Raw genomic sequence first — 20,391 nt, 5'->3', positions numbered from 1 at the left:
ACCATCATATTCCCATATCGGTATGCGTCAAGCTCTGTAACCGAGTTCGACCTTCAACGTGCAGCGACCGGGGTGGCGCAGCTTGCGGGCGGATCCACCAGCTGACAGTCTGCGACCGGGCGGACCGGTAGGTAGCCGGCGGCCACGCCATCGTGGGCGATGATGTCGCGATAGGTGGCGACCGCGTCGGTGGGTATGCGCGTGAGGGCCGGATCGGTGCGCACGTTGACCGTGTAGAGGCCGAATCGCGGTGCGTACGAACCCCATTCGAAGTTGTCGGTCAGGCTCCAGTAGTTGTAGCCGATGACATTCATGCCGTCGGCCTTGGCGCGCTGGAGCCAGTAGACGGTGTCACGCAGATGGTCCGAGCGGGTGTAGCCGTCCGCGCGGGGATGTCCGTCGTAGGTAGGCATCCCGTTTTCCACTATCCACAGCGGTTTTCCGGGGAACTGTCGCGAATAGCGTTGCAGCGCATAGTAAATGCCCTCCGGGCTGATCGGCAGATCCCACATGCCCGCGGGTGCGGCCGCAGCGCCCTGCGTTTGCGCGGCGAGTTCGGGTGCGGCATAACCGAAGTAGTAGTCGACCCCGATGAAATCGAGCTTGTCCCCGATCAATGCCATCAACGGCCCGTTGACCTGTGATTCCGCCCCGGCGACATAGCCGACGTTGCTGGTTACCAGCGCATTCGGCTGCACCTGATGGATGTAGTCGTAGATGCCGTTGTGCGCCTGCGCCACCCGGCCCAGCATCTGATCGGCGTCGGTCCCGTTCTGGGTCACCTCGTGCATGATGTAGGCGACCGGCTCATTGATCGTCACCCAGACGGGGTTGCGCACCGCGTACCGGTCCACCACCTTGCGCATATTGGTGAGCCAATCCGCCACCATGCCCGGATTGCGCCACCCGCCCCGATCGGCCTCCCACCCCGGATACACCCAGTGATCCAGCGTCAGCATCGGCCGCATCCCGGCCGCGACTATGGCATCGATCAATCCGTCGTAGAATCCGAGGGCCGCCGAATCCCACACTCCCGCTTGCGGTTCCAGCCGAGCCCACTCCAGTCCGACCCGAAAGACCTTGACGCCCATCTGCTTGGCCAAGGCGATGTCGGACCGGTACCGAGACCGGAAATCGACCGAAGCACCGAGCCGATCCCACCCCGGATTGGCCTCGATGTAGCGGGTCCAATTGCTATCGGGTGACTGACCTTCGGATTGAAACCCGGAAGCCGCCACACCCCACAGGAATTCATCGCCGAGCACACTCGTGAGCCGCTCCGGCGCGGTACCGGCCGTCCCGGGCACCAGGAACAAAACAGCGACCATGACCAGCCAGATCGCGACAAGGCAACGAAATCGAGTGCGCATCAGCACTTCCCCGGAGACTGCACTCGAATTGAGTGAAAACTACTACTGACTCCTGGATAGCTGCGCTTTATCTCGGGAATGTGCCGGACAGATAGTGGTTTGGCTCAATATCGCGCCCGTCGAGGTTGCCGAAACGTCGCCCGGGGCACCCGTGTTGGCGTTATCATTCACTCGGACACGACATTTGCCCTGGGGGCGCGGTGTTGCAGTACATTGCTTTGGCAACCCTTGCTCGCCACCGCCGCATCCGGCCTGATCATTCTCGGCGCCTGGCTCACCCGCAGCGAAGTCCGCCGCGCCCGTACCCGTCACGGCCGCCACCGCCGCCTCCCCCAAACTCGCAATCTCCCCTTGCGAATAGTCATCACCCAAGGCTGCTTCGCCCTCGGGGCCGCCACCCTCATCCTGGCCGCGTTCGTGTCCGCCTGACCGGCACGCACCAGCCCTGGCCGCCACATCCGGCTGGTGGCTACGAGTGCGGCCGGACGAGTTGGAAGTCCACGACCACGCAGCTCACTTCGTCATCGGCCGCCCGGCCGATCCAGAGGGGGTAGGCGCCATCGCCGAGACCCGCCCTGAAGGCGATGAGGTTGAGCCCAGGAGTGTGCGCAATGGTCAGGTCGGTTGTCAGATCGGCCTCGAGTGCGTCGAGCAGGGGGCCGTCGAAGGTGTCGTCATCGAGGGGACCGTGGCTCGCGTCGAAGAAGGCCGCGTAGCCGGTGTCCACGCCGACACCATAGAACTGACCGGGGCCCAGGACCAGCGGATCCTCATCGGCGCCCAGGGCCATCTCCCAGGTGCGGACCGGGGCGTCCGTGACCGATACCCGCGCGGCTCCGACTCGCTTGCCACCGTCGGGAAAACGCATGAGGGACAACGTGACCGGATAGTCGCCCGGCGGTACCCGCACCGTCCGCGGGTCGTCGGTGATCCAGCCGGGGTCGGCGGCGGCCAAATGCCCGGAGGGCACACGTACCGACCCGGCATCCGCCAGTTCGACCACGGCGGGCCCCTCGCTCGTGTCGAGCGCTGCTCCCGCGATCAGCAGTTGGTCGATGCCATCGCCGGTCAGCGGCTCGTGCACACCTGCGGATTCGTCGTGGCGGAACGTGAACCGAGGTGCGAGTTCGTGGCCACGGAAGCCGATCAGCTGCACGAAGACGCTCCAGTCACCGAATTCCGGAGTGGGGATGGCCAGAACCATCGGGGTGCGGTCATGGCCGCTCACCGCACAGTAGGGCGTGACCCTGATCGACCGGCGGGCGGTCAGATGGTCTTCTGGAATCGAAAAGTACTGCGCCGTAACGGTGTCCAGCTCGGGTCGGCCTTGTCCGCGCATCCATGCCTGTGACCGCGCCTCCCATGCGTCACGGTCCGAGGCGGTTTCGATTTCAACCCGCCCCTCGGATGAGATCGCGATGGTGGTCTGCTCCTCCCAGGCACCGAATGGGTGATCGGTTCCCGGCAGCAGCCACCGCGTGTCGCGGTATACCCGCATGAGGGTGTCGGAGTGCGGCTCCAGATCAATCATCTGTATCCGATGAGCCCGATCGTCGAACAGGTAGACCCGCCAATCGCCTGCGCTCGGCCGTGGCCAATACTCGGCCATCGCCAGTGGCTGATCCGCTACGGACAACAACACGGAGAAGCTCCGCCCGACCATGTGCCGGCGTTCTGCCACCGCGATGGATATCGGTTGCGGATGAGCCGTGCCGTGATAGGAACCCCATTGCTCGCCGTAGGAGACATCAACAGTGTCTATCAACAGTTTTGGGCGCGTCACAGGTCAAAGCTCATCATGGGCGCCCGCAATGCTCTTTCCGAGCAGTGAGGACAGCATGCGCCCGGTTGTCCGGAAAGCCGCCAACTAGAACTCGTTCTAGGTACGGTCGGGGCATGAACAAGACCGGGTCGATTGTGCGCGTCGGGGTCGCGTATGTGCTCGCCTTCGGGGCGGGTGGTGCGTGGCTGGCGTGGGGGCCTGAGACGGCGAGTTTGCTGCTGGATGGGTTGATCGCCGATGTAATCGCGACCTTGGTGGTGTTCGCGGCCAGTCGGGTGTACAAGAACTCCAGCTTCTATGACGCGTACTGGAGTGTGCTGCCGCCGCTGTTGATGATCGCGTGGTGGGTGAAGCTCGATTCGGGTGGGGCGCGGGCCTGGCTGGTGCTGGGGGTGATCGTGTTCTGGGCGGTGCGGTTGACCGGGAACTGGGTGTACGCGTTTCCCGGTTTGCATCATGAGGATTGGCGCTATCCGATGATTCGGGCGCGCGCGGGTAAGGCCGAGGCGCTCGCCGATCTGGTTGGGATTCATCTCTTTCCGACTTTGCAGGTCTTCGCCGGGATGCTGCCGGTGTACGCGGTGCTCACGCATACCGATCGCGGTATCGGGTGGCTCGATATCGTCGCCGCCGTGGTCGGTATCGGCGCGGTGGTGCTCGAGTTCACCGCAGACCTTCAGATGTATCGCTTTGTCGCGCATCGCCGTCCGGGTCAGGCCATGGATCAGGGGCTGTGGAGTTGGTCTCGGCATCCGAATTACTTCGGGGAGTTCACCTTCTGGCTGTCGCTGGGGTTGTTCGGCCAGGCCGCGGCACCGCACGCGTGGTGGTGGGTGCTGCTGGGCGCGCTCGGCATGTACGCGATGTTCCAGGGCGCGAGCATCCCGATGATGGAGCAGCGCAGCCTGGAACGCCGACCGGAATACCAGCGGGTGATCGACCGGGTGCCGCGTTTCGTGCCGCGCCCGCCGCGCAAGGTGAATCGCGAAGTAAGTGAGCACATCGCATGAGCCGCCCGCGCATTATCGTCGCGGGCCTCGGGGATACGGGCCTGCTGACCGCGATCCATCTCGCCAAACATGCTGACGTGCTGGGCATTTCCGCCAAGCCCGGCCTTGTCAGCGGCCAGGAGCTGGGCATGCGACTATCGCGTCCCGGCGAGTGGGCGCGCGACTATTGGGTGCCCTTCGATCGCTTCCATCGGCTGGATTCGGTGCGCACCGTGCACGCCAGCCTGACGGGCCTGGATGTCCAAGCTCGTCGAGTCCATTTCACCGGCTCCGACGGAACCCCCGCCACGGAACCCTATGACGCCCTGGTGATCTCGACCGGCGTATCCAATGGCTTCTGGCGACGCCCCGAGCTGCAAACCCGTGACCAGGTCGCCGCCACCATCGCCGCGGACCACGCACGCCTCGCGACAGCGGATTCGGTGATCGTCCTGGGTGGCGGCGCTGCAGCGGTCAGCACCGCGTTCAATGTCGCCACCACGTGGCCGGGCAAACAGGTAGACCTGTATTTCCCAGGCGACCGAGCACTCCCCCATCACCACCCCCGGGTGTGGCGCACATTGAGTGCTCGACTCGACCGGCTCGGAGTCGGACTGCACCCTCGCCATCGCGCCATCATCCCGAACGACTTCGCCTGCGACGACATCACCAGCGACCCGGTCGAATGGAGCACCGGTCAACCGAAAACCAAAGCCGCAGCGGTGCTCTGGACCATCGGCCGAACCGTCCCGAACACCACTTGGCTCCCCCGAGAACTCTTGAATGAGAACGGTTTCGTCAACGTCGACCCCTACCTCCGCGTCCCCACCGCCCCCGGCGTCTACGCGATAGGCGACGTAGCCGCCACCGATCCCCTGCGCACCTCGGCCCGCAGCCGCGCCGATTCCCTACTGGCACACAACATCCGAGCCGACCTCACCGGCGGCGAAGCCAAACCCTTCATCCCCGCGCGCCGCCGCTGGGGTTCGGTGGTGGGCACCCAGCGCAACACCCTGGAGATCTTCACACCAACGGGCCGAGCCATCCCCATCCCGGCTTGGTCCCGCCTGCAACCATTCATCGTGCGCCGGGGCATCTACGGCGGCATCAGGAATCAGCCACATAATCCGGCCGACCCGGAGTCATGAATTCAAGGTCTCAGTCGAAAGACGCCCCGCCCCCCCGGACGCCCAACTGCCGTTGCTGCCTACCCCGCTACCGTGCGGCGTGATGCGGAAACCACCGCAGCGCGCGCCGATTGTCCGAGTCGCCGACACATCGGCAACAAACCGAGATTCTGGGGTGGCGGAATCTAGAGTTGCCCCATGGGTAACGCTGAAATGTTGCCATCGACTGGTGGCGGGGCTCATGATGACTGGGTGCCATCGATTATTTCGATGCTCAAGGCGCAGCAGCGGGACTGGTACGACCGCAATTCCGGGACCGGACGGATGTCGGAATGGATGTTGAGCGCACCGAACCCGGGTGCCGCACCTGACGATATCCACGCCGCGGAAACCACCCTCGGTCTCCGGTTCGATGATCAATACCGGCAGTGGCTCTCCCACGTCAACGGCTGGACCGCATTCTCCGGCGGCGGTGATCTCTACCCGCTCGGCGACATTTCGAAGAACTCCCCGGAACACCGCGCCATGCTCGATATGTTCCGCGAATCCTTGATCGAGCCCGGCGATCTCGAAATGGATTCCTTCGACAACCTGGTTCTCATCGGCGGCACTCCCGACGGCATCCAATACGTCACCGTCGGCAGCCCCGAACAGCGGCGGACCGCCGCACCGGTATGGGAAATCGAGGACATCGAATACACCCGATTCGGCGACCTGAAGGAATTCCTGAACCGAGAGGTGGTTTCGCGGAGAGGTCTAATGCTCGGGTGACCGGAGCGATTCGGCCAGGTCGGTGAGGGCCTTGTGTTTGAGTTTGCCTGTGGTGGTGCGAGGTAGGTCCGTGACGAAGTGGACATCGCGCGGTACCTTGTACCGCGCCAGATTCTGGTTGACGTGGGCGCGAACTTCTTCGGAGGTGAGGTCGGCGGTGGGTTTGCGGACTATGAAGGCGGCCAAGCGCTGACCGAAATCAGGGTCAGGAACGCCCCAGACGGCCGCTTCGGCTATGGCGGGGTGGGTCAGCAGGGTTTCCTCTACCTCTTGGGGGTAGACGTTCTCGCCGCCGGAGACAATCATTTCGTCATCGCGGCCGTCGATGAAAAGCCTTCCAGCGGAGTCGAAATGGCCTACATCGCCGGTGCTCATGAAGCCGTCGATGACTTCCTTGCCGCCACCGCCGCTGTAGCCGCTGAATTGGAATGGGTTGCGGTTGAAAATGCGGCCGGTGATATCGGGTGGGACCGGGGTGCCATTGTCGTCCAGGAGACGAAGGCGGACCAGTCCGCGGATAGGGCGGCCCACGGTGCCGGGGGCGGCGCGCAGGTCTTCGGGCAGGGCCACGGTGCAGGGGCCGATTTCGGTGGAGGCGTACGCGTTGAACAGGATGTCGCCGTAGGCGTCCATGAATTCGGTGCCCAGGTGCGGGGGCAGCGGCATGGCACCGCTGGGGACCGAAACCAGAGACGCGGTGTCATAGCCCGTGCGGACCTCCACGGGCAGATCCATGATTCGCTTGATCATCGTCGGGACCAGGAATGCGGCTGTGGCGCGGTGCTTTTCGATGCTGGCGAGCACCCATTCGGGCGAGAAACAGGTGGTCATGATCAGGGGTGACGTGGTGGCCAGACCGCTGACGAGGCCGAGCATGCCCATGACGTGATGCATGGGCGGTGCGAGCACCATAGGCCGTCCCGGAATCGGGATCGCGCGCAGGCGCGCGAACCGTGGTGCCTCGGCGGCCAGCATCAACAAGCGCGGGTGCAGATAGGACGCCTTCTCACGCAGTTCGCGAATTCCCATGCGCCGCAACGCGCCCTTGGGAGTGCCGGTGGAGCCGGAGGTGAGAATCACCAGCTGGCTGCCACGCGCGGGACGCACCACCGCGCGCCGGGTGCGGGCCACCAGTTCGTCGATGGCAGGCACAGGTGTGCCCGACACGGTGGAAACCGGCGGCAGGCCATCGTGTTTCGCGATCACGCGCACCCCGGTGAACCCGGCGTGCTCGACCCGCTGATGGAATTCCGCATCGTAGATCAGCACGTCGATGCCGTCGCGCTCGATGACCCCGCGCAATTGCGGCCCGGAGAAGTCGTAGTTCATCGGCACCAAATCGGCCGACAGCCGCGCCCCGGCGAGCAACCCCTCCACGAAGCCGCGGTGATTGCGGCACAGCACCGCGACCTTCGACCCCGGTCCGACGTCGTAGTCATCCCGCAGCGCCGCCGCGAGCCGGATCACCCTGCGCTGCAACTGTTCCGCCGTGATCGCACCCTCGTCATCGATGATGGCGGGCCGATCCGGGTGCCGCGCCGCCGACAGCGCCAGCAGCGTCGCCAGCCCGACCCCGTGCCGAAGCGCGGCAACGGTCGCCGGGGTGCGGCGCACCGGCACGGTCCGCAGGGCCGCCCGGGTGAGCGGCGCCCAGTATCGGACCGCATCGGCCAGCGCGGCGGTCGGTGACGCGATACCGCGCCCGGTGTCGGTCATGAGTCATCCATTCCGGCGGGAGGTTTCGAACGGCGTACCCGGTCGGGCCGCCCGCATTCACTTGAGCGGCAATGCCGCGGCGGTGCCGCCGACGTCGGTGATCTTCCAGTCCGCGTTCTTGTCCACGGTGATGTTGTAGGTGACGGTCGTCTGCACACCCTGCGGGTTCTGCGCATTGGTGGAGGTGACATTGACGAAAACGTCCACCTTGTAGCTGTTGCCGGACACCGATTCGACCTTGGCCGCGATCGGTGAGGCGGTGGAGGTCCATTGCAGCGGAACCATCAGCTCCTGCAACTTGGGCGCGGTCGCGTCGAACGTATTGGCAAGCTGCGGAACGGTATTGGTCTTGAGCTTGGCCACCCAGGAATTGAAGTCCTTGTAGTTGATGGTGGCCGCGCCGACCGCGTAATCGGTAGCTACCTGCTCGGCGTGCCTATCGTCGGCCGCGGCGGCCGTACGGTCGGCGAGTTCGCCGCGCGACTGCCACAGCAGCACACCGACGGTGCCCGAGATGAGCAGCAGCACCACCGCCACCGCTGCGGCGATCAGCGTCGATACCGGCAGTGACAGCGTCACCGACGGCTTGCCCGCACGCGTATCCTTCCGCACCGCTTCGGTTTCCGCCGCGGTGTCGTCGCTCGTCTTCTCCAGTGTGGTCATACTCTTCTCCCAGCTATTTGACTTGGATTTGCAGCCGGACGCCGCCATCCGGTTTCACCGATTGCAGGGCCTGTGCGATCAACGCGGACAGATCGATTCCCGGCAGCGAGCCCGACGCCTGCGAAAGCAGTGGTGCGACAGCGGGATAGGCCGCCCCGAGATCGGGACCGATGGTGCGCAGATATTCGGTGAGCTTGGGCAGGAACACCAGCAGACCGTCGCCGGTGGTGTACGCCTCGGGCACCTGACGCGCGTTCAGCAGCGTCTCCAGCGATTTCACGACGCTCTGCACCTTGACCCCGAATTCACCCCATTTCGGTCCGGCGGTCGCCATATCCGAACCGGCCTTGGCCACATCGGGCCCGGGGACTTGCGCGTTCTGCAGAATGTCCCGCAGCTGCGGCGCGCGGCTGAGCAGTGTGGCGGACAACAGATTCGAGGCCCGAATCAGATCCGGCAGCACCGCATCGGTACCCGCCAGCGACTGCGAGAAGGTGTTCACCAGCGAACTGACGGACTGCGGATCGAACTGCTCCAGTAGCCGGGTGACGGTATTGGCCATCTCCGGAATCGAGACCGGCATCGTGATCGACTTGGCGTTTACCTGCGCCCCGTCCTCCAGGTACGGTGCCCCCGCCCGCTGCGGCTGGAATTCCAGGTACGGCTCACCGAGCGCGGACAGGTATTCGATGGTGACGATGCTGGCCACCGGTATCCGGTACTCCCGCTCGACCCGGAAGTCCACCCGCACCCCGTTGGCCGAGTTCTTCACCTCGGTGATCTCGCCAACCCGTAAGCCGGACAGCAGGATCGGTGACCGCGGCACCAGATTGGCGGCATCGCTCACCTCCATCGAGGCGCTGATGTACTGCTGGAACAGGTTGACCCGCGCGATCCCGAAGGTCAGGTAGACGCTGCCGACCACGAAGATCACCGCGATCGCGCCCAGCGACAGCACCGAACTCATGCGTGCTCTCATCGGACCATTCCGATCATGCGCAGGGTCGCGATCATGGTGGCCACCTGCTGATCGGTGGAGATGACGGGCGCACCCGCATCGCCCTGCACCGACAGCCCGTTGACGGCGATCTTGGGTCCGTGGTCGAAGAAGGGAATCAGCTTGTCGCGCAAGAGATCCGTCAGCTGATTCAGGTTGGAGGGAGCGTCCAGGTTCAACGGCCGCCCGGCATTCAATACCAGCGGAACGAACGCCGTGGCGGCCGCATTGCCCGCCTGCACCAGCGGCGTGAGCCAGATCAGCGCGTGCGCGATACCGCCGATCGCGCCGATAATGCCGATGGTGTGGATCAGCGTCTGCGCGAGCTTGGTGATGTCCTGTGCGCCCTGCGGGGTGAGCAGCACGTCCAGCGCCTCCCGATTGTTCTGAATGGCAGCGACATTCGACTGGATACCGGTCAGAAACGCATCGGATTGATCCAGGTGCTGTGAGACGTCGATGAGGTTGTCTTTGAGCACCCCCGCGATGCGCGCGGTCTCCGCCGGATCCTGCGGCAGCGCCGAATTGAGTTGGTCGACAATGTCTTGCGCCGAGCGCAGCGCCCCACCGGAGACGAAGGTGGCCAGACCGGAGATGACGTCCTCGATCTGCAAGGCGGGCACGGTGTGCTGTACCGGAATGGTGTCCCCGGGGCGCAACGTACCGGCCGCACCCGCGACATTGGTGTCCAGTGAGATGTAGATGTCTCCCAGAATGGTGTCCTGCCGCAGCTGTGCGCGCGTCTCCGCGGGCAATGAGATCGATTGCTGGATATCGACTTCCGCTGTGGCGGATCCGGGACCGGTGGCGGTCGGATCGGCAATCGTGATCTTGTTCAGCTGCCCGATCCGCGCGCCGTTGGCCACCACCTTCGCCCCCGAGGGCAGGTTCAGCGCACTGCTGAACCGGATATCGATCCGATAGGTCTGCCCCGATATCCCGGCCCCGGGCAGCGTGAACCGCGCGGGATCGACCCCGCATCCGGCCACCCCCACCAGCGCCGCCTGTGCCAGAGCCGCCGCGGCGAGCACCCGCCGCCACCGCCCCGAGTTCGCACGAATTGTCATCGCACACCTACCGATCCGAGAATCAGGGGCACCAGATCCACCGAGGTCATACCGTCCTGGGTCCCGCCGCAGCGCCCCGGCGCGACCACATTGAGCGCCGCGCACACCTGCTCGGCCTGTTGCGCGGGCAGCGCCACCCGGGGCGCGGCCCAGCTCACCCCGATCGCACCGGTCTGCGGATCGGTCGCGGTGCGGAACATTCCGGCGATCGAGGGCACCATCGACACGAGCTGTTGCAGGCCACCGACATTCGCGCCGAGCAGATGCACCAGCGGCACCGACGAATCCAGCAGTTGCAGTATCGGCCCGCCGTATTTCGTGGTGACATCGTTGAGCCAGGGCAGAATGGTGACAATGGAATTCACCAGCTCGGTCACCTGATCCCACACGTCATTGACCGTTTGCAGGATCGGCGCGAACCCGTCGAGCATCTGCCGCAGATCACCCCAGTTATTGGCGACGCTGGCGATCAACTCGTTGAGTTTGTCTATCAGCGAACCGATATGGCTGACCGCCGCGTCCGGGCTGCGCAGCGCCGCCGCCAACTGGGTGATGATGTCGTTGATCTTCGGGCCGGTGCCCGCGGTGGCCCGATCGAACAGTGTGATCGCCTGGTTGATCCGATCCTGTTGTGCCGGATCATCACCCCCTCGGAGCTCATCGGCGACCTTGGACATGGCGCTGAAGGTCTGCGTAAGACTCTTGGGCGTAACGGTTTTCGTAATGCAGTCCGCGTTCTTCCACTGCGGGCCCTTGGTGCCGAACACCGCCAGTGTGCGGTCGGCGACGATACTGTCCGACACCGTGGTGGCGCTGGCCTCGCCGCGCAGCGGATGCGCGGCCTCGACCTCGAAATCGACTCGGACCCCGGTGCCCTCGGGCCGCAGATCGGTCACCGACCCGACCTTCATCCCGCGCATCTTGACGTCGTTGCCGCGGTACAGCCCGATCCCGTCGGGCATGATCGCGCAGTAGGCGATCATCTTCTTGTTCGGTTGCAGGAAGTAGACCGCGCCGACCGCGGCCACGATCACCGCGAGCACCCCGGCCATGAGCGAGACGAAGGCGCGGGAAGCGACGAAGGTGCGCAACATCAGCAATCCCTCCCCGGCACCGGAATGCAGAGCGAGGATGCCGAAATGCTCTGTCCCAATTGATTTATCGCGATCCCCCCGTGCGGACCCTGCAACCCCTGTATCCGGGTGCCGAGCTGATTGAGCGAATCGATGACCACCCCGAGCCGCTGCCCGAGCTGTTCCAGTGACGGTTTGGTCTCGAAAAGCTTGTCCAGCAACGGCTCCAGGTGAGTGCGATACGCCGGTTCGATGGCCGCGATGCGCGACAGCAGTTCGGTGACAATGCGCAAGGCGTTCTCCACATCCGCACGCCGGCCGAGTACCGTGGTCTCCATGGCACCGATCTTGGTGAGCATGGCCCCGATCGCCTTGCGGTAATCCCCGAGCAACCCGATGTATTCGTCGGCGACATCGAGCGCCCGATTGACCTCGGTGTTCTGCCGGTTCACCACATCGACGAAAGCCGCCATGGCATCTGTCATCTGACCGATCGACCCCGGGCCCTTCTCGAGCGCGCCCGCGAGCGCGGTGAGATTGGCGCGCAGGGTGCCGCCGTCGATGGTGGCCAGCGGTTGCGCCGAATCCTGCATGGCCTTGGCCAGGCTGTACGGCAGCGTCACATGGTCGGGCGGAATCGCCTTGCTGCGCAACGCATTCCTGCCCGAGGAGAAGACGGCAACATAGTGTCCGCCGATGGCGGTGAGCATCCGAATGTCGAGGGTGGTCTGATCACCGACGAAGATCGTGTTCTCGACCGTGAACGTCATGCGCACCGAATCGTCGAGCAACTCCATCCCGGTCACCGAACCCACGGTGATTCCCGCGATCCGCACCTCATCGCCGACCTTCACACTGCCCGCCTCGGTGAGATCGGCGGTGTAGGTGTTCTTTCCGAGCGGGATGAAATAGATGATGGCGCTGGCGATCATGAGCACCACGACCACGGCCATACCGCCGAGCCCGAGCACCAGCTGCCGGCGCGACGCCACCGCCTCGTGCCGATCATTGCCGAGCACGAAATCCTTGAAGCGAATGCTCCCGCGCCTCAACCGTTCTTGCATACCGCGATCCTTTGGCCCGAGATCAGAATGTTCGCCACCGCGGGCAGTTCGGCCTGACCGTGTGAACAGGTGAGATTGACGCCGGTCCCGGACGGAATAGCGGCGGCCAGCGATTGCAGGAAGGCGGGCAGCCGCCCCATCACCTCGAGCAGGTTCTGCGGATCCGGGAACAACCGGCGCAGATCGGCATCGAGGTCCGGGTTGTCGGGATGGGTGAAACCCAGCGATGCGAGCAGGCTGTTCAACGCACCCAGAATCGGCGGCGCGACATCGACCGCGTCCATCAATCCGTCGAATTGCTTTTGCAGACTGACGAATACGGTCGAGATGCCGTCGATGAGCATGCCTGCTTCGGGCGACTTGCCACCGATCTGATCGGCGATCTGACTGAAGTTGTGCAGCAGCACCGAGATCACCGCCTGGCGATCGGTGGCATACGCGCTGAGCACTCCCACCGCGTCCAATGTCGCCCCGACCCGGCTGCCGTCACCTTCGAGCACCGCCCGGGCGTTGACCGCCAGCTGATTCACCGCCTCGGGCGAGAATTCCTTCAGCACCGGTTCCATACCGTTGAAAAGCGCGGTGATGTCGAAGGATCCGCTGGTGTGCTCGAGTCCGATGACCGTGTCGGCCGCCGCCGGGGAGCCCGCTCTATCCGGCTGCTGGATATCGATATAGCGCTGCCCGGTCAGGTTCTGATAGCGGATGGCCAACCGGCTGGTGTCGTAGACCGGCCTGTCACGCTGCACGCTGAACCGGACCTTGGCGTTGGACCCCACCAGGTCGATGGCGGACACCTTGCCCACGGCCACCCCGTACATGCGCACGTCCGAACCGACCCGCAGCCCACTGACGTCGGTGAACAGCGCCCCGAAACCGCGGGTGCCACCGGCCACCGGTCGCTGAATGGCTGTCACGATGCCGACCAGCAGTACGAGCATGACGGCCGCGAAAACACCGAAGCGCACGGCGATTCCGGCAATCGAGGTCTTCGGCTTCCTCATCGCTGCCCCTCCGAAACCGCACCAGGCAACGGCGCGCCACCCAGCAGCGGCACCGCCACCGCGGGCACACCGCGCAACACCACATCGAGCCCGAATTCGGGACCGTTCGGCGTATCGCGGAACGAGGAGTTCAACCGCGCCAGCAACTCCGAGAGATCGGCGCTGCTCTGCGCGGGAGTCGGCACCATCTGCGCGAGCTGACCCACCAGCACGCCGAGCCCGTCGGTCCAGCCGTTCAGATTGCCTTTGGCCGTCCAGCCCAGGTCCGCGATCATCGGGAAGAGCTGATCGACCACCAGTCCGACACCGATGTCGAAGCGTGGATCGCGCAGCGCCTGCATCTGATAGACCTCGTTCACGAGTTTGACCGTGTTCTCGGCGAAAATGCCTGTGCCATTGAGGAATGAGGCGAACTGCGCGATCAGGAACGAGGACGGATACCGCTGGGTATCGGCCACGGCTCGGCCCACCGTCACCATGGTTTGAATGAGCGGGGTGAACGCGGCGATATCCGCGCCCGCCTTGGTGAGCAGTTCGGTCAGCTGCGGGGTCAGCACCTCGCTCGAGGTGTTCGACAACTGGCGCAGCAGATTGCCCATCGTCACGTCGTGTACCCGGCTCGCGGCGGTGAGATCCACCAATTCGCCTCCACGCAACAGGGTTCCGCCATCGCGCCGCTTGAGGGTGAGTTCACTGATGCCGAACAGGTTCGACGGCGCGTAGTCGATGTCGAAACTATCGGTGAGACCAAATAATTCGGCGGGTTGCAGCGATAACGTGATGAGCTGCTGCCCATTGGGCTGACCGGCGATCTGCTCGATCCGCCCGACCTTGACCCCGTTCAGGCGCACCTCGGCTCCGGGAATCACTCCGTCGCCGATGCCATTGGTGCGCAGCTGAATTCGCATATCGTCCGCGGTGCGCAGCCCGGCGGTGGCATTCCATCCGATGACCAGAACGATGACCACGACTGTCGCTATCAACCCCGCGACTCGCGAAAAGCGCGGACCCGTGGTGACACCTGGCATTCCATATGACGGCATCGCGCTACCCCGTGATCACGATCGGCGAGTTCAGACCCCACAGCAGGATCGTGAGCACCATGTCCAGGGTGATGATGGCGATGAAGCTGGCGCGCACCGCCCGCCCCGATGCGATACCCACCCCTTCGGGCCCGCCGGTGGCGAAAAAGCCCTGATAGCAATGGATCAGGATGACCGCCGCACTGAAGATCAGCACTTTGATCACCGCCGCGATGATGTCGAAGCCGTTCACGAACTGGAAGAAGTAGTGGTCGTAGACGCCGCTGGATTGACCGTGCACCACCAACGTCACCGCCGAACACGACAGGTAGGACAGCAGCAGCGCCACCAGGAATGTCGGCACCACCGTCACCGCTCCCGCGATCAATCGCGTAGTCACCACGAACGGAACCGATTTGAGCCCCAGCGATTCGATGGCGTCGATCTCCTCCGAGATCCGCATGGACCCGATCTCGGCGGTCATCCGGCAGCCCGCCTGCGCGGCAAATCCGATCGCCGCCGCGATCGGCGCGAGTTCGCGGGTATTGGCGAACGCCGACACCACCCCGACCATCGGCCCCATACCGAGCATGTTCAGCACCGGCACCGCACCGATCGCGACCCCGCCGCCCATGGCGATACCGAGCACCACCAGCACCGGCACCGTGCCGCCGCCGACGATGACCGAACCCCGGCCCCAGGTCAGATCGGTGATCATGCGCATGGTCTGGGCGCGATACTTGCGCAATGCCAGCGGAATCGAGGCGAACACCTGCCAGATGAAGCCGAGGATGAACCCGAGCGAATCGATCGGGGCGAAGATGCTCTTCTCCCGCACCACCCGGTACACCCGGCCCAGGCCGAGTGGGACGTACGGCGCGGCCATCACGCGATCCTGACCGGTAGGAACATGGTGGTCAGCTGGGTGATGCCGACATTGACCACGGCGATGGCCAGCACCGCCAGTACCACCGAGGCATTGACCCCGTCCGCGACCCCGCGCGGTCCGCCCTTGGCTTCGAGTCCGCGCTGGCAGGCCACGATCACCACGATGAAACCGAACAGCGCGGCCTTGACCATGGAGATGTAGATGTCGTTCATCGACGCGAACGCCCCGAAGCTGCCCCAGTAGCTGCCCGGGGTGACGCCCTGTACGCCGGTGGCCATGGCATATCCGGCGACCACACCGGTGAACATGATGAGGATATTGAGCAGCGGCGCGACCAGCAGCATGGCCACCATGCGCGGAATCACCAAGCGGTGCAAGGGACTGATGCCCATGGTGTCCAGCGCGTCGATCTCCTCGCGAATCTTGCGCGCGCCGAGATCGGCGGCGATGGTCGCGGTGCCCGCACCACCGAGCAGCAGCCCGGTGGCCATCGGCGCGCCCTGCTGGATGACCCCCATGCCACCGGCCGCGCCCAATAGTGAATCCGCCCCGACCTGATGAATCAGATTGCCCACCTGCACGGTGACCACCACCCCGAACGGCACCGCCATGAGCACCGCGGGAATGGCGGTGACGGTGACGAGATACCAGCACTGGCGCAAGGTTTCACGCCATTGGAAGCGTCCGGTCAGCAGATCCGACACCGCCCCGATCACCGCCTCGAGCGCCATGGCCACCACGCGCCCGAAGGTGCGCGCGGCGGACAGGCCGGTATCGGAGACATTGCGCCGGGCGACTCGCGCCAGACTCGGTCCGCCGGGCGGCTTCTCGGTTGTGCTCGTCATTGCCATCCCACTCCCCCGGGGGTTACTCACATCACGTTTGGTCGTGCGTTAGGGCTTGCGTCACAGTTGAATTCGGCTAAAAGAGATGCCCGCTTGCGCGGGCATCGGCGCGGTACAGGAGCTGATCGAACTCAGGTCGTGGCGAGCTCGGGCTCCCGAGTGCGGGCGTTGATCAGCGCGGGCCGCGTGCTGAAGGTGTAGTGCCGGACCGGGAAATGCCGGTTGCCCCACCACTGGTTGAGTCCGGTGGTCGGGCGGATCGCCAGCTCACCCTGATAGTTCACGTAGTAGGTGTTCGAGCCCGCACACGGGGTCGAGACCCACATCGAGCCCTCGGTGCGGTCGGTGCAGAACTTGGCCCAGTCGTCATATGCCTGCCGGTTCACATCGACCTTGGTGGCGCCGCGCCTGCGGGTCTCCACGATCGCGCGGCGGGCGTGGGCGGCGGTGTTCTCGATGGTCACCAGGATCGAGCTGGGAATGATCGAATTCGGACCGCAGCCGACCATGAACAGATTCGGCCACTGCGGCACGCTCACGCCCTGATAGGCGTGATAGCGATGCTCGTGCCAGTAGTCGCCGAGCTCTTCGCCGGTCTCGCCGTACACATGGAACGCGGGCGCGAATCCGCGCTCGCAGACCCGGAATCCGGTGGCGCACACCAGCACGTCGATCTCGTGCTCGACACCGTCGGCGGTGCGGACGCCCTTCTCGGTGATCTCCTCGATCGCGTCGGTGATGAGCGAGACCCGATCCTTCTGCTTGAAGGTCTTGAAGTACTCGTTCGACATCGACGGCCGCTTGCAACCGGGAGCGTAGGTGGGCGTGAGCTTTTCGGCCAGCTCCTCATCGCGCAGCCACAGTTTGTACATGGCCCCGCCCGCCCTGGTGACATACGGCATGGCCTTGGGCATGCGGCGCAGTGACAGCAGCGCGCCGATGAGTCCCATATCGATACCGGAGGCGATCGCGCCGCGCACCGCCGCGCGCACCGGCTTGACTCCGCTCAGCACCCGGTCCAGGCCCCAGTCGATCCGGAAATCGGGTTTGGGGGCCAACCAGATCGGGGTCCGCTGGAACACCGTCAGATGCGAGGCGACCTTGGCCATCTCCGGAATCAATTGCAGCGCTGTGGCTCCGGTGCCGATGATGGCGATCCGCTTACCGGTGTAGTCGTAGTCGTGGTCCCAGCGGGCGGTGTGCACTTTATGCCCGGCGAAGGTGTCGATGCCCGGAATATCGGGCAGTTTCGCCACTTCGAGCAGGCCGAGCGCGCCGATCACATAGCGGGCGGTGATCTCCTCACCCGAGGCGAGCGTGCCGCGCCACAGATAATTCCGCTCATCCCAGCGGGCCGATTCGATGGTGGTATTCAGGCGGATCTTCTTGCGCAGTCCATACGCGTCAACCACCCGCTCGATGTACTGCTGAATCTCGTGACCCGGCGGGAAGAATCGCGAGGAGCTGGTGAACGGCATCTTGGACAGGCTGTAGAACACCGCCGGAATGTCCACCGCGATACCGGGATAGGTGTTGATGTACCAGGTGCCGCCGATGCCGTCATGCTTTTCCAGCATGACGAAATCGTGAATCCCGGCCTCGCGCAATTCGATCGCCGCGGCGATGCCGCCGAATCCCGCACCGACGATGATGACTTCGTAATCGGGCCGGACCGCGGTGGTCTCGACCGTGGGCTCGATGGTACTGCTCGACATGCTCGGTGCTCCTGTGCCGGAATCGGTGATCACGACTTCGCGACCGCGCGAGCGGCGGCGTCCTCGAGCCGTTGGACCAGGGCCGTCGGCAGGACACGGTCGACCATGCCGACCAGACCGTCGATATCCATCAGGCGAGCGGCCAGGCGTGCACCCGCCGGGGAGACGCGACCGCTGGTGCAGGCGAGCCGGGATTCGAACGGCGTCGGGGCGATGGCCGGATTGCGACCGGCGATACGAACGATATTGCGCGCCACCGTTTCCGGGCTGCGCGCGATCAGCTGTGCGGCCAGCACCGAGATGTTCTTACCGCGTTCGACCGACTTGCCCTCGGTCTCGACCACCTGGGCGTTCGGGTAGAAGCCGGTATTGATGAACGCGGGCAGCACCGCGGTGACGCCGACGCCGGTTCCGGCGAATTCCAGGCGCAGGCATTCGGTGAACATCTGCGCGGCGGCCTTGCTGGTGCAGTAGGCGGTCGAGAGCGGGATCGGCAGTACCGCCGCCGGGGAGGTGACGTTCAAAATCCTTCCGCCACCGCCGGATTCGATCATCTGGCGACCGAACAGGCGTGAGCCGTGCACTACGCCCCAGAAATTGACGCCCATGATCCGGTCCCAGTCCTGCACGGTGTGCTTGAGAAATGGTCCGGCCGTGGTGAATCCGGCATTGTTGACCACTACGGCGGGTACACCGTGCGCATCGTGCACGCTCGCGGCGAAGTTCTCCATGGCCTTCACATCCGAGACGTTCACCGCGTACGGGAAGGCCGCACCGCCCAGTACGGCGATCTGATCGACGGTGTCCTGTGCGGTGTCTGGGTTGAGGTCGCTCACGACCACTCGCGCGCCCTGCGCGGCGAAGCGCTTGGCGGTGGCACGGCCGATGCCGCTCCCCGCCCCCGTGATGATTACCAGCTTGTTCTCGAATTTGGCCATGTCTACCTCAGTTCGAATTCGCACATCATCGTGCTACTGTCCCAGCCAATGTACGCTGTGTTACACAGCGGGGACGACACTTCACAAACCTTGTCTGAAAAAGTTGTTCAACTGCATAAATAGCCGTGAAGTGAGCATTCTCGGTCATCTCGGCACGACTCGATCGCATCCGAGCATATGCGCTTGCGGTGCCAATCAAGGTCGATAAAGAGATAAATCTTGTCGTTGTCTGAGACACCATATACTGTGTTGCACAGCGCAGACAACGGCAGAGTCGCCGTTGAGAAGGAGTCGCATCATGCTGACCGAGCCGCAGGCCCGGGTTCAGGCCCGAAAAACGCCCTCGCCCGTGACGATCGAATATCCCCGCCGCGCCAGCTGGGTACTGCGCCTCGCGCATCCGTTGTCCTATGCCCTGCTCAGACAGGGCATGAACCTCCTTGTCGGATGCGCCTGGCGCGGGATCCCGGTACGTGGAGCCCGGATATTCCACATCTCCAACCTGCTCGACCCACTCGCCGCGCCACTGGTGCCGATTCGCGGTACTCGTATGCGCCGCATCGTCTTTCCGCGATTCCGCGCCGAATGGGTATGGCAGCGACACACTTGCGACCCCGAGACCACGCCCGACGCCGCGATTCTGTACTTCCACGGCGGCGGACTGGTCGCGTGCGGACTCAACACACACCGCCGCCTGGTCTCGCGGATCGCGAAAGCCGCCGGGGCGCCGGTCTTTCAGGTCGACTACCGGCAGTTGCCCAAGGCGCATGTCACCGACACCCTCGAGGACTGCGTCGACGCGTACGAATACCTTCTGGCACAGGGCTTTCCGGCCGATCGGATAATCGTCGCGGGTGATTCCGCCGGCGGCGGCCTGGCCTTTCGCACCACGCTCGCGATCCGCGATCGTAAGCTGCCGATGCCCGCCGGTGTCGTGGGCATCGCGCCGTGGGCCAATTACGATTCGACGCTGCGCTACGCGCACCCGAACGACCCACTCGATCCGATGCTCGGTGCCAAGGCGCTCGATACGCCTGCCCAGCTCGGACTCCTCCGAGACGGCGTGCTCGATCCGGACTGGTCCGCGGTCAATCACGACTTCGCGGGGATGCCGCCGGCGCTGATTCAGGTCGGTTCCACCGAAGTCCTGCTGGCCGACGCCCATCAGCTCGCCGAGCGCTGCGAGGCCGCGGGCGTGCCATGCCGAATGCAGGTCTGGGACAGGGCAATCCATGTCTTCCAGGCGGGTGCGGACATCCTTCCCGACGCCCGCCAGGCCATCGGCGTCATCGGCGAGTTCGTGCGCGAACGCCTGGACACCAACGCCATTCAGTCGCGGTCCAGCGCCGCCTGAAATC

General features: G+C 64.7%; 20 protein-coding genes. 6 read left to right on the top strand and 14 right to left on the bottom strand.

Annotated elements, in window-relative coordinates; genetic code table 11:
* Positions 1-53: 53 nt before the first annotated feature.
* A complete protein-coding gene (locus AB0L82_RS39120) occupies positions 54-1,370 on the bottom strand; it encodes a family 1 glycosylhydrolase (RefSeq protein WP_364648879.1) in 1,317 nt (438 codons plus the stop codon).
* Between the two features lie 213 nt (positions 1,371-1,583).
* Here AB0L82_RS39120 and AB0L82_RS39115 point away from each other — a divergent pair, with 213 nt between their 5' ends.
* Positions 1,584-1,799: a hypothetical protein gene (locus AB0L82_RS39115; protein ID WP_364648877.1), complete on the top strand. Its 216-nt coding sequence runs from the start codon at positions 1,584-1,586 to the stop codon at positions 1,797-1,799.
* A gap of 40 nt (positions 1,800-1,839) precedes the next feature.
* Here AB0L82_RS39115 and AB0L82_RS39110 read toward each other — a convergent pair whose 3' ends face one another.
* Positions 1,840-2,901, bottom strand: a complete 1,062-nt coding sequence (locus tag AB0L82_RS39110) for a DUF4241 domain-containing protein (protein ID WP_364648874.1) — start codon at positions 2,899-2,901, stop codon at positions 1,840-1,842.
* Positions 2,902-2,910: 9 nt separating this feature from the next.
* Between AB0L82_RS39110 and AB0L82_RS39105 the strand changes: the two genes are divergently transcribed.
* From AB0L82_RS39105 to AB0L82_RS39090, 4 genes are all read left to right on the top strand, one after another.
* A complete protein-coding gene (locus tag AB0L82_RS39105) occupies positions 2,911-3,201 on the top strand; it encodes a hypothetical protein (protein ID WP_364648871.1) in 291 nt (96 codons plus the stop codon).
* A 65-nt stretch (positions 3,202-3,266) separates the two neighbouring features.
* A complete protein-coding gene (locus AB0L82_RS39100) occupies positions 3,267-4,163 on the top strand; it encodes a DUF1295 domain-containing protein (protein ID WP_364648868.1) in 897 nt (298 codons plus the stop codon).
* Positions 4,160-5,290, top strand: coding sequence for an FAD-dependent oxidoreductase (locus AB0L82_RS39095; RefSeq protein ID WP_364648865.1), 1,131 nt, complete (start codon positions 4,160-4,162; stop codon positions 5,288-5,290). Before AB0L82_RS39100 ends, AB0L82_RS39095 begins: the two co-directional genes overlap by 4 nt.
* Positions 5,291-5,521: 231 nt before the next feature.
* Positions 5,522-6,040: an SMI1/KNR4 family protein gene (locus AB0L82_RS39090; protein ID WP_364648862.1), complete on the top strand. Its 519-nt coding sequence runs from the start codon at positions 5,522-5,524 to the stop codon at positions 6,038-6,040.
* Here AB0L82_RS39090 and AB0L82_RS39085 read toward each other — a convergent pair.
* The 12 genes from AB0L82_RS39085 to AB0L82_RS39030 all read right to left on the bottom strand — a co-directional run bounded on the left by AB0L82_RS39085 (position 6,026) and on the right by AB0L82_RS39030 (position 19,033).
* Positions 6,026-7,756, bottom strand: coding sequence for an AMP-binding protein (locus tag AB0L82_RS39085; protein ID WP_364648858.1), 1,731 nt, complete (start codon positions 7,754-7,756; stop codon positions 6,026-6,028). The genes AB0L82_RS39090 and AB0L82_RS39085 overlap by 15 nt on opposite strands.
* 57 nt (positions 7,757-7,813) lie before the next feature.
* Positions 7,814-8,419, bottom strand: coding sequence for a hypothetical protein (locus tag AB0L82_RS39080; RefSeq protein ID WP_364648855.1), 606 nt, complete (start codon positions 8,417-8,419; stop codon positions 7,814-7,816).
* A gap of 13 nt (positions 8,420-8,432) precedes the next feature.
* Positions 8,433-9,386 carry an MlaD family protein gene (locus tag AB0L82_RS39075; RefSeq protein WP_364648852.1) on the bottom strand — a complete coding sequence of 318 codons (954 nt, stop codon included), beginning with the start codon at positions 9,384-9,386 and terminating at the stop codon, positions 8,433-8,435.
* A gap of 8 nt (positions 9,387-9,394) precedes the next feature.
* Entirely contained in the window at positions 9,395-10,483 is a 1,089-nt protein-coding gene (locus AB0L82_RS39070) for an MlaD family protein (RefSeq protein WP_364648849.1), read from the bottom strand.
* The gene (locus tag AB0L82_RS39065; protein ID WP_364648846.1) at positions 10,480-11,577 is read right to left on the bottom strand and encodes an MlaD family protein; all 1,098 of its coding nucleotides are present in this window, start codon (positions 11,575-11,577) and stop codon (positions 10,480-10,482) included. The genes AB0L82_RS39070 and AB0L82_RS39065 overlap by 4 nt, the downstream gene beginning before the upstream one ends.
* A complete protein-coding gene (locus tag AB0L82_RS39060) occupies positions 11,577-12,620 on the bottom strand; it encodes an MlaD family protein (RefSeq protein ID WP_364648843.1) in 1,044 nt (347 codons plus the stop codon). Before AB0L82_RS39060 ends, AB0L82_RS39065 begins: the two co-directional genes overlap by 1 nt.
* A complete protein-coding gene (locus AB0L82_RS39055) occupies positions 12,605-13,624 on the bottom strand; it encodes an MlaD family protein (RefSeq protein ID WP_364648840.1) in 1,020 nt (339 codons plus the stop codon). Before AB0L82_RS39055 ends, AB0L82_RS39060 begins: the two co-directional genes overlap by 16 nt.
* Positions 13,621-14,592 (bottom strand): Mce family protein, encoded by a 972-nt coding sequence (locus AB0L82_RS39050; RefSeq protein ID WP_364648837.1) that lies wholly within the window; start codon positions 14,590-14,592, stop codon positions 13,621-13,623. Before AB0L82_RS39050 ends, AB0L82_RS39055 begins: the two co-directional genes overlap by 4 nt.
* A 79-nt stretch (positions 14,593-14,671) precedes the next feature.
* A complete protein-coding gene (locus AB0L82_RS39045; protein WP_364648834.1) occupies positions 14,672-15,535 on the bottom strand; it encodes an ABC transporter permease in 864 nt (287 codons plus the stop codon).
* Positions 15,532-16,380, bottom strand: coding sequence for an ABC transporter permease (locus AB0L82_RS39040; protein ID WP_364648831.1), 849 nt, complete (start codon positions 16,378-16,380; stop codon positions 15,532-15,534). The genes AB0L82_RS39045 and AB0L82_RS39040 overlap by 4 nt, the downstream gene beginning before the upstream one ends.
* A 131-nt stretch (positions 16,381-16,511) precedes the next feature.
* Positions 16,512-18,095: an NAD(P)/FAD-dependent oxidoreductase gene (locus tag AB0L82_RS39035; RefSeq protein WP_364648828.1), complete on the bottom strand. Its 1,584-nt coding sequence runs from the start codon at positions 18,093-18,095 to the stop codon at positions 16,512-16,514.
* Positions 18,096-18,124: 29 nt separating this feature from the next.
* Positions 18,125-19,033 carry an SDR family NAD(P)-dependent oxidoreductase gene (locus AB0L82_RS39030; RefSeq protein WP_364648825.1) on the bottom strand — a complete coding sequence of 303 codons (909 nt, stop codon included), beginning with the start codon at positions 19,031-19,033 and terminating at the stop codon, positions 18,125-18,127.
* A gap of 298 nt (positions 19,034-19,331) precedes the next feature.
* Between AB0L82_RS39030 and AB0L82_RS39025 the strand changes: the two genes are divergently transcribed.
* Positions 19,332-20,387 (top strand): alpha/beta hydrolase, encoded by a 1,056-nt coding sequence (locus tag AB0L82_RS39025; protein WP_364648822.1) that lies wholly within the window; start codon positions 19,332-19,334, stop codon positions 20,385-20,387.
* The last annotated feature ends 4 nt before the right edge of the window (positions 20,388-20,391 follow it).

Source organism: Nocardia sp. NPDC052001 (assembly GCF_040680615.1).
Taxonomy (GTDB): Bacteria; Actinomycetota; Actinomycetes; order Mycobacteriales; family Mycobacteriaceae; genus Nocardia.
The sequence above is the reverse complement of the archived record's forward strand: the minus strand, read 5'-3'. Positions and strand labels throughout refer to the sequence as shown.

Excerpts from the sequence above, each read along its gene's own strand:
- AB0L82_RS39120 (WP_364648879.1), bottom strand. The coding sequence starts at position 1,370 with ATGCGCACTCGATTTCGTTGCCTTGTCGCGATCTGGCTGGTCATGGTC.
- AB0L82_RS39110 (WP_364648874.1), bottom strand. The coding sequence starts at position 2,901 with ATGATTGATCTGGAGCCGCACTCCGACACCCTCATGCGGGTATACCGC.
- AB0L82_RS39105 (WP_364648871.1), top strand. The coding sequence starts at position 2,911 with ATGAGCCCGATCGTCGAACAGGTAGACCCGCCAATCGCCTGCGCTCGG.
- AB0L82_RS39100 (WP_364648868.1), top strand. The coding sequence starts at position 3,267 with ATGAACAAGACCGGGTCGATTGTGCGCGTCGGGGTCGCGTATGTGCTC.
- AB0L82_RS39095 (WP_364648865.1), top strand. The coding sequence starts at position 4,160 with ATGAGCCGCCCGCGCATTATCGTCGCGGGCCTCGGGGATACGGGCCTG.
- AB0L82_RS39085 (WP_364648858.1), bottom strand. The coding sequence starts at position 7,756 with ATGACCGACACCGGGCGCGGTATCGCGTCACCGACCGCCGCGCTGGCC.
- AB0L82_RS39080 (WP_364648855.1), bottom strand. The coding sequence starts at position 8,419 with ATGACCACACTGGAGAAGACGAGCGACGACACCGCGGCGGAAACCGAA.
- AB0L82_RS39075 (WP_364648852.1), bottom strand. The coding sequence starts at position 9,386 with ATGAGTTCGGTGCTGTCGCTGGGCGCGATCGCGGTGATCTTCGTGGTC.
- AB0L82_RS39070 (WP_364648849.1), bottom strand. The coding sequence starts at position 10,483 with ATGACAATTCGTGCGAACTCGGGGCGGTGGCGGCGGGTGCTCGCCGCG.
- AB0L82_RS39065 (WP_364648846.1), bottom strand. The coding sequence starts at position 11,577 with ATGTTGCGCACCTTCGTCGCTTCCCGCGCCTTCGTCTCGCTCATGGCC.
- AB0L82_RS39060 (WP_364648843.1), bottom strand. The coding sequence starts at position 12,620 with ATGCAAGAACGGTTGAGGCGCGGGAGCATTCGCTTCAAGGATTTCGTG.
- AB0L82_RS39055 (WP_364648840.1), bottom strand. The coding sequence starts at position 13,624 with ATGAGGAAGCCGAAGACCTCGATTGCCGGAATCGCCGTGCGCTTCGGT.
- AB0L82_RS39040 (WP_364648831.1), bottom strand. The coding sequence starts at position 16,380 with ATGACGAGCACAACCGAGAAGCCGCCCGGCGGACCGAGTCTGGCGCGA.
- AB0L82_RS39035 (WP_364648828.1), bottom strand. The coding sequence starts at position 18,095 with ATGTCGAGCAGTACCATCGAGCCCACGGTCGAGACCACCGCGGTCCGG.
- AB0L82_RS39030 (WP_364648825.1), bottom strand. The coding sequence starts at position 19,033 with ATGGCCAAATTCGAGAACAAGCTGGTAATCATCACGGGGGCGGGGAGC.
- AB0L82_RS39025 (WP_364648822.1), top strand. The coding sequence starts at position 19,332 with ATGCTGACCGAGCCGCAGGCCCGGGTTCAGGCCCGAAAAACGCCCTCG.